Annotated in this window: 12 protein-coding genes; 7 read left to right on the top strand and 5 right to left on the bottom strand. The window is 71.4% G+C overall.

Going from position 1 to position 13,703, the window contains the following annotated elements; translation table 11 throughout:
- Positions 1 to 2: 2 nt before the first annotated feature.
- The 5 genes from OG990_RS21055 to OG990_RS21035 all read left to right on the top strand — a co-directional run bounded on the left by OG990_RS21055 (position 3) and on the right by OG990_RS21035 (position 5,794).
- Complete coding sequence (locus OG990_RS21055; RefSeq protein WP_328425038.1) at positions 3 to 1,292, top strand: extracellular solute-binding protein; 1,290 nt, start codon at positions 3 to 5, stop codon at positions 1,290 to 1,292.
- A 118-nt stretch (positions 1,293 to 1,410) separates the two neighbouring features.
- The gene (locus OG990_RS21050; protein WP_328425040.1) at positions 1,411 to 2,382 is read left to right on the top strand and encodes a sugar ABC transporter permease; all 972 of its coding nucleotides are present in this window, start codon (positions 1,411 to 1,413) and stop codon (positions 2,380 to 2,382) included.
- 10 nt (positions 2,383 to 2,392) lie between these two features.
- Positions 2,393 to 3,235 (top strand): carbohydrate ABC transporter permease, encoded by an 843-nt coding sequence (locus tag OG990_RS21045; RefSeq protein WP_406076914.1) that lies wholly within the window; start codon positions 2,393 to 2,395, stop codon positions 3,233 to 3,235.
- Positions 3,232 to 4,665 carry a GH1 family beta-glucosidase gene (locus tag OG990_RS21040; RefSeq protein WP_406076913.1) on the top strand — a complete coding sequence of 478 codons (1,434 nt, stop codon included), beginning with the start codon at positions 3,232 to 3,234 and terminating at the stop codon, positions 4,663 to 4,665. The genes OG990_RS21045 and OG990_RS21040 overlap by 4 nt, the downstream gene beginning before the upstream one ends.
- An 82-nt stretch (positions 4,666 to 4,747) precedes the next feature.
- Positions 4,748 to 5,794, top strand: a complete 1,047-nt coding sequence (locus OG990_RS21035; RefSeq protein WP_328425045.1) for a LacI family DNA-binding transcriptional regulator — start codon at positions 4,748 to 4,750, stop codon at positions 5,792 to 5,794.
- Between the two features lie 311 nt (positions 5,795 to 6,105).
- Here OG990_RS21035 and OG990_RS21030 read toward each other — a convergent pair whose 3' ends face one another.
- Positions 6,106 to 7,326: an acyl-CoA dehydrogenase family protein gene (locus OG990_RS21030; protein WP_328425047.1), complete on the bottom strand. Its 1,221-nt coding sequence runs from the start codon at positions 7,324 to 7,326 to the stop codon at positions 6,106 to 6,108.
- Entirely contained in the window at positions 7,326 to 8,405 is a 1,080-nt protein-coding gene (locus OG990_RS21025) for a phosphotransferase family protein (protein WP_328425049.1), read from the bottom strand. The genes OG990_RS21030 and OG990_RS21025 overlap by 1 nt, the downstream gene beginning before the upstream one ends.
- Positions 8,406 to 8,551: 146 nt before the next feature.
- On the opposite strand from OG990_RS21025, the gene OG990_RS21020 reads away from it, so the two are divergent.
- Entirely contained in the window at positions 8,552 to 9,256 is a 705-nt protein-coding gene (locus tag OG990_RS21020; RefSeq protein WP_328425051.1) for an amino acid-binding protein, read from the top strand.
- 89 nt (positions 9,257 to 9,345) lie between these two features.
- Positions 9,346 to 10,422 carry a GNAT family N-acetyltransferase gene (locus tag OG990_RS21015; protein WP_406076910.1) on the top strand — a complete coding sequence of 359 codons (1,077 nt, stop codon included), beginning with the start codon at positions 9,346 to 9,348 and terminating at the stop codon, positions 10,420 to 10,422.
- 73 nt (positions 10,423 to 10,495) lie between these two features.
- On the opposite strand, the gene OG990_RS21010 is transcribed toward OG990_RS21015, so the two are convergent.
- The 3 genes from OG990_RS21010 to OG990_RS21000 all read right to left on the bottom strand — a co-directional run bounded on the left by OG990_RS21010 (position 10,496) and on the right by OG990_RS21000 (position 13,695).
- Positions 10,496 to 12,061 (bottom strand): aldehyde dehydrogenase family protein, encoded by a 1,566-nt coding sequence (locus OG990_RS21010; protein WP_386989286.1) that lies wholly within the window; start codon positions 12,059 to 12,061, stop codon positions 10,496 to 10,498.
- A 268-nt stretch (positions 12,062 to 12,329) separates the two neighbouring features.
- On the bottom strand, positions 12,330 to 12,854 hold the full coding sequence (locus OG990_RS21005) for an isochorismatase family protein (RefSeq protein ID WP_406076908.1): 525 nt from the start codon (positions 12,852 to 12,854) through the stop codon (positions 12,330 to 12,332).
- Positions 12,855 to 12,924: 70 nt separating this feature from the next.
- Complete coding sequence (locus OG990_RS21000) at positions 12,925 to 13,695, bottom strand: LPXTG cell wall anchor domain-containing protein (RefSeq protein WP_406076907.1); 771 nt, start codon at positions 13,693 to 13,695, stop codon at positions 12,925 to 12,927.
- Between the last annotated feature and the right edge of the window lie 8 nt (positions 13,696 to 13,703).

The raw sequence follows: 13,703 nt of genomic DNA, 5'->3' as shown, positions 1-13,703 counted from the left end.
GAATGAGTGTCACCACGCGGCGTACCCGCCTGGCGGCCGCTGCCCTGGCCGCGATCACCGCAATCGGCGGTCTCGCGGCCTGCGGCAACGACGACGAGCCGGCGGCCGGCGAGAAGCCGGCAAAGCTGGTCGTCGACACCTTCGGCGAATTCGGCTACGACGAGATCGTCAAGCAGTACGAGAAGGACACCGGGATCAAGGTCGAGCTGCGCAAGACCGCCCAGCTCAACGAGTACCGCCCGAAGATCGTCCGCGCGCTGGCCACCGGCAAGGGCGCCTCCGACGTCATCGCGCTCGAAGAGGGCATCCTCAACGAGTTCAAGGCCAACCCGGCCAACTGGGCTGACCTCGCTCCGCTGGTCGCCGACCACAGCAAGGACTACCTGCCCTGGAAGTACGAGCTGGGCAAGGCGCCGGACGGCCGGCTGATCGGCCTGCCCACCGACGTCGGCAGCCTCGCGGTCTGCTACCGCCGGGACCTGTTCGAGGCCGCCAAGCTGCCCACCGAGCGGGACCAGGTCGCCGCCCTCTGGCCGGACTGGAACGGCTTCATCGAGACCGGCAAGAAGTACCGCGCGGCCACCGGCAAGGGGATGCTCGACTCGGTCACCACCGCCTCCAGCGCCGTGATGTTCCAGAAGGGCGGTGACCTGTTCTACGACAAGGAGGACAACGTCGTCGCCGAGACCAGCTCGTCGGTCAAGGCGGCCTGGGACACCGGTGTCGCCATGGCGGACGCCAACATCTCCGCGAAGACGGCGACCTGGTCGCCGGAGTGGTCGGCCGGCTTCAAGCAGGGCACCTTCGCGGCGACCTTCTGCCCGTCCTGGATGCTCGGCATCGTCCAGGAGAACTCCGGCCCGGAGAACAAGGGCAAGTGGGACGTGGCGGCGGTCCCCGGTGGCGCGGGCAACTGGGGCGGCTCCTGGCTCGCCGTGCCGGAGCAGAGCAAGTACCAGAAGGAGGCGGCGAAGCTCGCCGAGTACCTCACCAACGCCCAGAACCAGGTGGCGGCGTTCAAGCTCAAGGGCCCACTGCCGACCAACCTTGAGGCGCTGAAGAACCCGGACTTCCTCGCCTACACCAACGAGTACTTCAACAACGCCCCGACCGGCAAGATCTTCGGCGACAGCGTGGCGAAGATCCAGCCGCTGCACCTCGGCCCGAAGCACCAGGGCATCAAGGAGAACGCCTTCGAGCCGGCACTGCGGTCGTACGAGAGCGGGCAGGCCGCGAAGGACAAGGCCTGGGAGCAGTTCGCCAAGGACGCCAAGACCCAGGGCGCCTTCTGACCTCTGATTCCTCTCCACAGCGGTGGCGTCCGGGCAGCCGTCCGGACGCCACCGGTGGCGTCCTGTTCCGCGTGCCACCCCGCAGCGCCGGCCTCCCGGCGCCGGGAAAGGAAATCCCATGAGCCTGCCGGCCACGACGGCGCCGCCGCCTCCCGCCGCGCCGCCCCCTGACCCGTCCACCCCGCGCCGGTCCCGCGCGCACTCGCTGACCCGCCTGGACCTGAAGTTCTCGCCGTACCTCTACATCGCGCCATTCTTCGTGATCTTCGGCGTCTTCGGGTTCTACCCGATGCTGCGGACCGCCTGGATGTCGCTGCACGACTGGAACCTGGTCGGTGACCACACCTTCATCGGGTTCGACAACTACACCGCGCTCGTCACCGACGAGTACTTCTGGAACGCCACGGTCAACACCTTCGGCATCTTCCTGCTCTCCACCGTCCCGCAGCTACTGCTCGCCCTCTTCCTGGCGAACCTGCTGAACCGGACCTTCCTGCGCGCCCGGACGGTGTTCCGGATGGCGATCTTCATGCCGAACGTGGTCTCGGTCGCCGCGGTGGCGATCGTGTTCGGGATGCTCTTCCAACGCGACTTCGGCGTGTTCAACTGGCTGCTCGGCATGGTCGGCGTCGACCCGGTGGACTGGGACGCGCAACGCTGGAGCTCCTGGACCGCCGTCGCGTCGATGGTCAACTGGCGGTGGACCGGCTACAACACGCTGATCCTGCTGGCCGGCATGCAGGCCATCCCGCGTGACCTGTACGAGGCCGCGTCGATCGACGGGGCCAACCAGTGGAAGCAGTTCTGGCGGATCACCCTGCCGATGCTCACCCCGACCTTCGTCTTCGTGGTGATCCTGTCGACCATCGGCGGACTGCAGCTCTTCACCGAGCCGCTGGTCTTCGCCAACGGCAACATCACCGGTGGCGACCAGCGGGAGTTCCAGACGCTGGCCATGTACATGTACGAGCTCGGCATCGAGAACCTGAACACGGCGGGGTACGGCGCCGCCGTGGCCTGGGCGATGTTCATCATGATCGCGCTGTTCTCGCTGCTCAACTTCCTGCTCGTCCGCCGCTCGGTGAAGTGAGGAGACAGCCGTGAACTCCGCCTCCCAGCGCCTCTGGCGCACCAGCCCGCTGACCTACTGCGCACTCGTGCTCGCGGTGCTCTTCTCGATCTATCCCTTCTACTACATGATCGTCATCGCCACCCGCAGCCTGGACGCCATCAACGACGTGCCGCCGCCGATGACGCCCGGCAACTCGTTCGGCGACAACTTCGGCCGGGTGCTCGACAACGACGCGGCGAACTTCGTCACCGGCCTGATCAACTCGCTGATCGTCTCGTCGGTGGTCACCCTCTCCGTGGTGATCACCGGGTCGCTGGCCGGCTTCGCGTTCGCCAAGCTGCGTTTCCGGGGCCGCAACGTCCTGCTGCTGTCGATCATCGTGACCATGATGATCCCCACCCAGCTCGGTCTGATCCCGCTCTGGGGGATGATCCAGGATCTCGGCTGGTACGACACCCTCTACGCGGTGACCGTGCCGTTCCTGGTCAGCGCGTTCGGCGTGTTCATGATGCGGCAGTACGCCAGCCAGGCGGTCTCCGACGAGCTGATCGAGGCCGGCCGGGTCGACGGGGCCAACACGTTCCGGATCTACTGGAACATCGTGCTGCCGGCGCTGCGGCCCGCCGCAGCCGTGCTCGGCCTGCTCACCTTCATGGAGACGTGGAACTCCTACCTGTGGCCGTACGCGGTGCTCACCCCGGAGAACCCCACCCTGCAGGTGTCGCTGGCGTTCCTGTCGTACGCCTACTACACCGACTACTCCCAGGTGTTCGCCGCCACGGCGATCGGTACCGTACCGCTGGTCATCGTGTTCATCGTGTTCGGCCGCCAGATCATCGGCGGGATCATGGAAGGTGCCGTCAAGTCGTGAGCAACCCCGCCAGCCCGCCCGCCGTCGGCGTCCTCGACGAGCGCCCCGGGCTGACCTTTCCGCCCGGCTTCCTTTGGGGGGCCGCGACCGCGGCGTACCAGATCGAGGGGGCGGCGGCCGAGGACGGCCGTACCCCGTCGATCTGGGACACCTTCAGCCACACCGACGGCCGGGTGCTCGCCGGGCACACCGGCGACGTGGCCTGCGACCACTACCACCGGCTCGGCGGCGACGTCGCGCTGATGGCCGAGCTGGGCCTGAAGTCGTACCGTTTCTCGGTCTCCTGGCCCCGGGTGCAGCCCGGCGGCACCGGCGCGGCCAACCCGCAGGGCCTGGACTTCTACCGGCGGCTCGTCGACGAGTTGCTGGCGCACGACATCGAGCCGTGGCTCACCCTCTACCACTGGGACCTGCCGCAGCCGCTGGAGGACGCCGGCGGCTGGCCGGCCCGGGACACTGCCGCGCGCTTCGCCGACTACACGACGCTGGTCGCCGACGCGCTCGGCGACCGGGTGCGCTACTGGACCACGCTGAACGAGCCGTGGTGCTCGGCGTTCCTCGGCTACGGCTCCGGCGTGCACGCCCCCGGCCGCTCCGACGGCGCGGACGCCGTCCGCGCCGGACACCACCTCATGCTCGGGCACGGCCTGGCCGTGCAGGCGCTGCGGACCGCCCGGCCCAGCGCCGAGGTGGGCGTGACGGTCAACCTGTACCCGGTCGACCCGGCCAGCGACGCCCCCGCCGACGTGGACGCGGCCCGGCGGATCGACGCGCTGGCCAACCGGTTCTTCCTCGACCCGCTGCTGCGCGGGTCGTACCCGGCGGACCTGGTGGCCGACCTGAGCACGGTGACCGACTTCGACCACGTGCGCGACGGGGACCTGGCGACCATCTCCACGCCACTGGACGTGGTCGGGGTCAACTACTACAGCCGGCACGTGGTCGCCGCTCCGATCGAGGGCGCCGAGCCGGAGCCGTACTGGCGGGCACCCTCCTGCTGGCCGGGTAGCGAGGACGTCCGGTTCGTCACGCGCGGCGTCCCGGTCACCGACATGAACTGGGAGATCGACGCCCCGGGCCTGACCGAGACGCTGCGCCGGGTGCACGACGAGTACACCGACCTGCCGCTCTACGTCACCGAGAACGGCTCCGCGTTCGTCGACACGGTGGTCGACGGGCAGGTCGACGACGTCGACCGGCTGGCCTACTTCGACGCCCACCTGCGCGCCGCGCACGAAGCGATCAACGCCGGGGTGCCCCTGCGCGGATACTTCGCCTGGTCGCTGATGGATAATTTCGAATGGGCCTGGGGTTACACCAAGCGGTTCGGCATGATCCATGTCGACTACGACAGCCAGGTCCGCATCCCCAAGTCCAGTGCCAGGTGGTACGCCTCGGTGATCCGACGCAACGGTCTGGCCGCACAATAGGCTCGGGCCAGCCATCAGGGCGGTCCTGGTGTCCACCTCCCGCAGGTGGCACCGGGTCCGCCCGCCGTCGGAGGAGCAGACGATGACAACGCAGCGCACCCGGTCGCTCGGGCGCCCGACCCTCGATGCGGTCGCGGCGCGCGCCGGCGTCGGGCGGGGCACGGTCTCCCGCGTGGTCAACGGCTCGCCCCAGGTCAGCCCGGAGGCCCGGGCCGCGGTCCAGCAGGCCATCGCCGAGCTGGGGTACGTGCCGAACCGGGCCGCCCGCGCGCTGGTCACCCAGCGGACCGACTCCGTCGCGCTGGTGGTGTCCGAATCCGGTGATCGGGTCTTCACCGAGCCGTTCTTCGCCGGCATCGTGCGGGGGATCAGCTCCGCGCTGTTGGAGACGCCGATGCAGCTCTGGCTGGCCATGGCCCAGTCGCCGGTGGAGCGGGAGCGGGTCGAGCACCACCTGACCAACCAGCACGTCGACGGCGTACTGCTGCTGTCGTTGCACGACTCCGACCCGCTGCCGACCCTGCTGGAGGAGCGCGGCCTGCCCGCCGTCCTCGGCGGCCGGCCCGCCCGGATGCTGCAACCGGGCGCCCAGGCGGCCTGGTTCGTCGACGTGGACAACGTTGGCGGCGCCCGGCAGGCGGTGGAGTACCTGGCCGGCCGGGGGCGGCGCCGGATCGCCACCATCGCCGGGCCGCAGGACATGGGCGCCGGCCTGGCCCGGTTGGCCGGCTACACCGAGGCGGTCAAGGCCACCGGGGCCGGCGTCAACCCCGACCTGATCGCGTACGGCGACTTCAGCGAGGGCAGCGGCGCGGCCGGCATGCGGCGGCTGCTGGATGCCTGCCCGGACCTGGACGCGGTCTTCGTCGCCTCCGACCTGATGGCGTTCGGCGCGCTGCGTACCCTGCGCGAGGCCGGCCGGCGGGTGCCCGAGGACGTCGCAGTGATCGGCTTCGACGACGCGCCGATCTCCCGGCAGGCGGATCCGCCGCTGACCACGGTCTTCCAGCCGGTGGAGGAGATGGGCCGGCAGATGGCGCGACTGCTGGTCGCCCGCATCCGAGGCGACGACCTCCCCGCCCCCCACATCCTCCTGGACACCCAACTAGTCCACCGCGCCTCCGCCTAACCCCCCGGCCTCCCCGGCCGCGCCCCCTCGCGCCCGCGCCCCCTCGCGCCCGCGCCCCCTCGCGCCCCCTCGCGGCGTGATCATGAGGTTGACGGGGACAATTCGGGCACGACGCACCGCTAACCTCATGATCACCGGGTGAAGCGCGCGCATGATCGCGCTCGATCCTGGATGTAGTGGTGTTGGGCTTGCGCGAGGGGACTACATCCTGGATCGAGCGCGATCATCGGGTGCGGGGTGCGGGGTGCGGGGTGCGGGGTGCGGGGTGCGGGGTGCGGGGTGCGGGGTGCGGGGTGCGGGGTGCGGCGTGGTCAGGCGGGGGTGGGGGTCCAGCGGCGGAGTTCGCGCTTGGCCAGGGAGTTGCGGTGGACCTCGTCGGGGCCGTCGGCCAGGCGCAGGGTGCGGATCTGCGCCCAGAGGGCGGCCAGCGGCGTGTCCTGGCTGACGCCGGCGCCGCCATACCCCTGGATGGCCTTGTCGACCACCCACTCCGCCATCGCCGGCGTGCCGATCTTGATGGCCTGGATCTCGGTGTGCGCGCCCTTGTTGCCGACGGTGTCCATCAGCCAGGCCGTCTTGAGCACCAGCAGCCGGGACTGCTCGATGCGCACCCGTGACTCGGCGATCCACTCCCGGACCACGCCCTGCTCGGCCAGCGGCCGGCCGAACGCGATCCGCTCGTTGGCCCGCCGGCAGAGCAGCTCCAACGCCCGCTCGGCCATCCCGATCATCCGCATGCAGTGATGGATGCGGCCCGGGCCCAGTCGGGCCTGGGCGATGGCGAAACCGGTGCCCTCGGCGCCGATCAGGTTCTCCGCCGGCACCCGGACGTCGGTGAAGTCGATCTCGGCGTGCCCGCCGTGGGAACCGTCGGTGTAGCCGAAGACGGTCATGCCCCGGCGCACCGTCACCCCCGGAGTGTCCCGGGGGACCAGCACCATGCTCTGCTGGCGGTGCCGGTCGGCGTCCGGGTCGGTCTTGCCCATCACGATGAAGATCTCGCACTGCGGGTCCATCGCACCGGACGACCACCACTTGCGCCCGTTGATCACGTACTCGTCGCCGTCGCGGGTGATCCGGGTGGCGATGTTGGTGGCGTCGGAGGACGCGACGTCCGGCTCGGTCATGCAGAACGCGGAGCGGATCTCGCCCTCCAGCAGCGGCATGAGCCAGCGCTCCCGCTGCGCGTCCGAGCCGAACTCGGCCAGCAGCTCCATGTTGCCGGTGTCCGGAGCCGCACAGTTGACGGCCTCCGGTGCCAGGTGCGGGCTGCGCCCGGTCAGCTCGGCGAGCGGGGCGTACTGGAGGTTGGTCAGGCCGGCGCCGTAGCGCGGGTCGGGCAGGAAGAGGTTCCACAGGCCGCGCTTGCGGGCCTCCGCCTTCAGCTCGGCCAGCACCGGGGTACGCGACCACGGGTCGCCGGCGGCCGCCTGCTCGGCGTGCACCGCCTCGGCTGGATAGACGTGCTCGGTCAGGAACCGGGTCAGCTCGTCGCGCAGCTCCTCGGTCCGGGCGTCGTACGAGAAATCCATCACCGCTCCCTGGCGGCGGTCAGCCCGTGTTCGACCAGCGGTGCCACCATGTCGCCGATCCGGTCGAAGCCCTCGCCGAGCGTCTGCCCGAGCGTGTGGCGGTAGTGGATGCCCTCGCAGATGACCGCGAGCTTGAAACAGCCGAGTGCCACGTGCCAGTGCAGCGGCCCGACGTCGACGTCGCTGCGCCCGGCGTACCGGTCGATCAGCTCGGCGCCGGTGGGGAAGCCGGCGCGCGGGCCGAGCCCGTCGGCGACCGGATTGCCGGCGGTCGTCTCGCTGTCGCCCAGCACGTTCCAGTACGTCAGTAGCAGCCCCAGGTCGGCGAGCGGGTCGCCGAGGGTGGCCATCTCCCAGTCGAGCACCGCGTGCACTGCCACCGGGTCGGCCGAGGCGAGGAGATTGTCCAGCCGGTAGTCGCCGTGCACGATCCGGCCCGCGTTCGCACCCTCGGGCGCGGTCGCCGCGAGCAGGTCGCGCAGCTCGTCGATGCCGGGCAGTGGGCGGCTGCGCGAGCGGTCGAGCTGCCCGGCCCAGCGGCGGACCTGCCGGGCCAGGTAGCCCTCGGGACGGCCGAAGTCGCTCAGCCCGACCGCGGCCGGCTCGACGGTGTGCAGCGCGGCCAGGGTGTCCATCATCGCCATTGCGAGGGCTCGGCGTCGCTCGTCGCCCAGCGGGTCGGTCTGGTGGCGGTTGCGGAACACCTCGCCGGGCATTCGCTCCATCAGGTAGAACGGCGCGCCGAGCACCTCCGGGTCCGTGCAGAGCAGCAGCGCACCCGGCACCGGCACATCGGTCGGCGCCAGCGCCGAGATGACCCGGAACTCGCGGGCCATGTCGTGGGCGGTCGCCAGCACGTGCCCGAGCGGCGGCCGGCGCAGCACGACCTCGCGGTCGCCGAGGCGCAGCAGGTAGGTGAGGTTGGACTTGCCGCCCGCGATCAGTTGGGCCCGCAGCGGCCCGACGGCCAACTCGGGGCGGTGCTCTGCCAGATAGTCGGCGAGCCGGGCCAGGTCCAGCCCGGCGGGCGAGGCCGGAACGGCTCCCGGCCGGATCGCATCGACGGCCGGATCGGTCATCCGACTAGTTGATGGCAGCCGGCTCACGTTGTCAAGGTCGGATTTTGCCCTCGGGACATGCCTCTGCAACAGGGACGAAATGGTCACGGACCAGGCTGGGACCAGCCCTGCCGGCCACTGCCGGCCCGCCGAGCGGAGGGACAGACATGTTGCTGCGAGTTCGGGTCACCCTGCCGGACCGTCCGGGCACCCTCGGCCAGGTCGCCCGCACGCTGGGCGTATCCGGCGCGGACATCGTCCAGGTGGTGGTCCTGGAGCGGCTCGGCGGGCGCGCGGTGGACGACTTCACGGTGGTCTGGCCGGGCGCGGCCCGGGTGGAGCGGCTCCTGGCCGGCCTCGCGGCGATTCCGGGCGTCCGGGTGGACGGTGTGTGGCGGGCGATCGGCGCGCCCACCACCACCGGCCAGGACGCGGAGTTGCTGGCCCAGGTCGCGGCGAACCCCGCCGACGGGCTGGCCACCCTGGTCGACGCGGTACCCGGGCTGCTGGCGGCCGATTGGGCCGTTGCCGCCGTGGTGCCGCTGGACTGGGCCTCGCGGACCGGAGGCACCGGTGGGGCGACAGTCGAGCACGCCAGCTGGCGGGCTCCCGTACCGCTGCGGCTGCCGGAGGTGACCCCGCTGCGCGGCCGGTCGGTGACCACGCCCGACGGCACGCACCACGCGATCACGCCGTTCGGCCGGGCCGGCCTGGTGCTGGTGGTGGCCCGTGAGCACAGCGACACCCTCTCCGCCGCCGCGTTCCACAGCACCGAGGTGGACCGGCTCACCCAGCTCGTCCGGGCCAGCGCGGTGATCCTCGGTGACCGGCTGGACCTGGTCGGCGCGCCTCCGGTGGTCGCTGGCCCCTGAGCGACCCGAGGAGTTCCCGGGACGTCACCGGCGAGCAACCGGGCGGCAACAGCCGGAGGCGAGGCTCATACCGGGGAAGGGAGCCAACCATGACGTTGTGGCGGATTCGAGCCACCGTGGACGACCGACCGGGGTACCTGTCGGTTCTCACGGCGAGCCTCGCGCTGCGTGGGGTCAACATCCTCACCGTGCAGGTGCAACCCACCGAGCACGGCGCGGTGGACGATTTCCTGGTCGACGCGCCGGACGCGCTCGACGAGGCCGAACTGATCGCCGCCGTCGAGCGGGGTCGGGGCCGGGACTGCTGGGTGGCGCGCAGCGAGGCGCGCGGCCTGGCCGACCAGCCCACCCGGGTGCTCGGCCTGGCCACCCGGCTGGTGCGCGACCCGGACGCGACGGGCGAGGCGCTGCGTACCCTGCTCGGCGCGGATTCGGTCAGCTGGCGGCCCGCGTCGATCGGCCTCGACCGGGGGATCGTCGGCGCCAGCATGCTGTTGGCCGACCCGGCGGGCGGCTCGTTCGCGCTGCGGCGGGCCGCGCCTGCCTTCACTCCGGCGGAGTACGCGCGGGCGCAGGCCCTGGTCGAGTTGGCCGCCACGGTGGTGCGCCGGGCCGCCGAACAGGTCACCCTGGTGCTGCCTGACGGTGCCGAGCTGACCGTCCGGCCGGCCTGCGCGGATGACGTGGCGGGCGTGCTGGAGCTGCACGAGGGTTGCTCAGCGCGCAGCCGGCACCGGCGCTACCTGGGCGGGGCGGCGCTGCCGCAGCCGGCCCGGCTGCGCCGGCTGCTGGAGCCGAGCCGAGGGCTGACCCTGATCGCCTCGGCTCCGGCCTCCGACGGTGTGGCGGAGTCGGTGGTCGCGATGGCGAACCTGCTCGGCGAGGGCGACGAGGCCGAGGTGGCGCTGTTGGTACGCGACGACTGGCAGCGGCGGGGGCTGGGCTCGGCGCTGCTGCGCCGGCTGGTCGGGCACGCCGACCGGGCCGGGTACGCGGCGTTGCTGCTGCACGTTCAAGCCGAGAACACCCCGATGCTGCGGACCCTGCGCCGGCTGGATCGGCCCAGCGTTGCCGAGCGTGACGGTGCCCTGCTCACCCTCACCGTTCCACTCGCCGTCCCCGCTCCGGTGGAAAGGAAGGGCACCTTCCTGACGCCCGGGGCATAGCAGGGAACTCCGCCAGCGCGGTGTCGAGCGGGCCCCCTGCCGTGCCGTCAGGGGGCCCTTTCGCACACCTCGATCAGGTGGTGGGGTAGCTGCTGTAGTCGGGGAAGTTGCCGTAGAGCCGGCTGTCGCCGCCGACGGTGACCGCCTGCACCAGCAGGTCGCCGCCGACGAACGCGCCCTTCCAGGAGGCGCCCCGGCCACCGAACGCCTCGTCCCGGTCGCCGCGCGAGCGCGGCTTGTTGATGCCCACCTTGAACGCCTGGAGGTCCACCGCGAGCTTGCCGGCCTCGTCGGTGTCGTCGCAGGCCAGCGACGCGACCAGTGCGCCGTTGGAGGCGTTCATCGCGGCCAGCAGTTCGTCGGTGGTGTCGACCACGACGATTGTGTCGACCGGCCCGAACGGCTCGGCGTGCATCAGCCGGGACCGGCCGGGCGGGGCGAGCAGCACCGACGGTGCCACGTACGCCGAGGTGTCCTGCTCGGGCAGGAACGGTGCGCCGGTCAGCTTGCCCCGGTGCAGCGGCACCGCGCCGCCGCGGACCGCCTCGTCGACCTTGCGGTGCAGCTCGTCGGCCTTGGCGGCGCTGATCAGCGGCCCGAAGTCCAACTCAGGCAGTGGGTCGCCGGGCCGCCAGGTCTCGTCCACGGCCAGCGGGTGGCCGAAGCGGACCGAGCGCACCACCGGCAGGTACATGTCGAGGAACTCGTCGACCAGGTCGCGCTGCACCACGAACCGGGGGTACGCGGTGCAGCGCTGCTTGCCGTACTCGAAGCCCTTCTTCAGGTGCGTGGCGAGCAGGTCCCACTGGGAGAAGTTCCAGATGCCCCAGGCGTTGAGGCCCTCCTGCTCGATGAAGTGCCGCTTGTCGCTGTCGAGCAGCGCGGCGGCCACCTTGCCCCCGTTGGAGCGCCCACCGACGAACGCCACTGCCCCGATCTCCGGCGCGCGGACCAGCACTTCGGACAGTTCCTCGCCGCCGCCGGAGACCAGCGTGGCGGGCAGCCCGGCCCGGCGCATCAGCGCGTGCGCGACGGTCAGGCAGACCGCGCCGCCCTGTGACGGGGTCTTGGCGATGACCGCGTTGCCGGCCAGCAGTTGGACCAACTCGGCGTGCACCAGGACGCTCATCGGGTAGTTCCACGACGCGATGTTGCTGACCGGGCCGGGGAGCGGTTCGCGGCCGTCGGCGAGCATCCGGTCGATCTCGCCTGCATACCAGCGGACGCCGTCCAGCGCGCGGTCCACATCGGCGCAGGCCAGCCGCCACGGCTTGCCGATCTCCCAGACCAGCAGCAGCGCGAGCAGGTCGCGGTGGGCGGTGAGCGCGTCCAGCGCGTCGGTGACCCGGGATTTACGCTCGGCGAGTGGGGTCTGGGCCCAGGCCCGGTGCGCGGCGGCGGCGTGTGCGACCGCGGCGCGGGCGGTGTCAGCGTCGAGCCGGGGCAGGTTGATCACGACGGTGTTGTCCACCGGGGTGCGGACCGGTGCGGGGCGGCCGATGGCCCGCCAGTCGCCTTCGACCAGGTTGTGCAGGGTGGTGACGCCGTCGACCTCGGCGCCGAACGCCTCCGGGGTGGCGGCCACCGCGCGGGCGAGGACGTCGGACCATGCGGTGCCCTCGGCGAGTCGTAGTGCCATCGCGTTCTCCTCAGGGTTGTCCGGGGAGCGGCGGCGTCGATGGCACCACTGGTGACCGGTACTGTCTCGCGCCGGGTAGCGGGTCAGCAACAGTACGTTTGTCTGGCTGGACACGGTCGCGTCCGCGCAGCCCGGCGGCTCGCTCGATGGCGAGCCGTCGGAGCTGCGCAGACACTCGCTGATAAATCAACGAACATCGATGATGTGACCTAGCCCCCGGGCGCCGTCGACCGGTTACCCGTCAGTACGGATCGACGGCGGGAGCGGATCAACCGCCCAGTGCGTCGACCGCCTCGACGGTGGTGCAGACCGTGCCCAGCGCGCGGAAGATGTTGTTCACCGCGAACTCGTGCGCGGACGTCTGGAGGCCGCTCATCGCGTCCTGCGGCAGCACGACCCGATAGCCGATCTCGTAGCCGATCCGGGCGGTCTGTTCCACCCCGTAGTTGGTGGCCACGCCGGCCACCACCAGCGTGTCGACGCCCCGCTCGCGCAGCGTCGCGTCCAGGCCGGTGTCCTGGAACGGGCCCCAGGTGCGCTTGGTGATCTCCAGGTCGCCCGGGTGTGGCGCAACCTCTGGTACCAGTTGGCTGCCGGCCGACTGTGGATCGACGCCCGGCTGGTCGAACCGGACCACCACGACCAACGCCCCGGCGGCGCGTGCGGCGTCGGCGAGCGCGACGCACCGGGCCACCACCTCGGCGCCGGAGTGCGGGGCGAGGGCCTGGTCGACCATCTGTCGTTGTAGGTCGATCAGAAGGATGGCGGTACGGGATGGTTCCAGGGCATTCATCGTCCGACCCTAGCAACGGCGCGACCGGCCGCCGGAGGAGCTCCGGCGGCCGGTCGGCACTGCGGCGGGATCAGCTGGTGAAGGTGATCCGGTCGCGACGGCGGCGCAGCATCAGCAGCGCCCCGCCGCCGATGAGGGCGACGCCGCCCAGCGCGATGCTGGTGACAGCGACGCCGGTCTTCGGCAGGCCACCCTCGCCGCCGCCGCTACCCGTGCTCGGCGACGGCGAGATCGAGTCCGACGGCGCGACGGAGTCCGACGGCGACACGGACTGCGACGGCGAGGTCGACTGCGAGGGGGACGTGGACTGCGACGGGGAGACGGAGGTCGACGGCGTCGGCGACGCGGTGGTCGACGGGCTCGGGCTGGGCGACTGGCTGGTGCCGGCGCACGTGTGGCTGAGGTTGAACTTGTCGGCCCCGCCGGTGATCTGGGCGGTGCCGGCGCTCAGCGTCCAGCCGGCCGGGGTGAAGACGTAGGCGTGCATCACCTTGTCGCCGGCCTTGTAGAAGTAGTCCGGGTACGCGTCGGTGCTGTCCGGCACCCGCACCTGGACCGGTGTGGAGCTGTTGGCGAAGGTGAGGGTCAGCGACTCGAAGCTGCTGTCGCCCCGCCCCTGCTGCGGGAGAACGAAGTGCCACCCGTCGTAGCCGGCCGGAAGGTCGTCGAACCGTTCGTCGCCACACTCCTGGTTGGCGAAGGTCCCCGCCTGCGAACCCATGTGGGCCGGGTTGAGCGAAATCGACGTGGCGACCGCCCAGGCGGGCGAGCCGATGGCGAGACCGGCCGTGGCGGCGGCCGTGCAGACGGCCGCGCGCGCCAGGCGCCGACGCTGTGGCATGAGGATTC

The organism is Micromonospora sp. NBC_00858 (assembly GCF_045207365.1).
GTDB lineage: Bacteria > Actinomycetota > Actinomycetes > Mycobacteriales > Micromonosporaceae > Micromonospora.
This window is presented reverse-complemented; position numbering and strand designations above follow the sequence as displayed.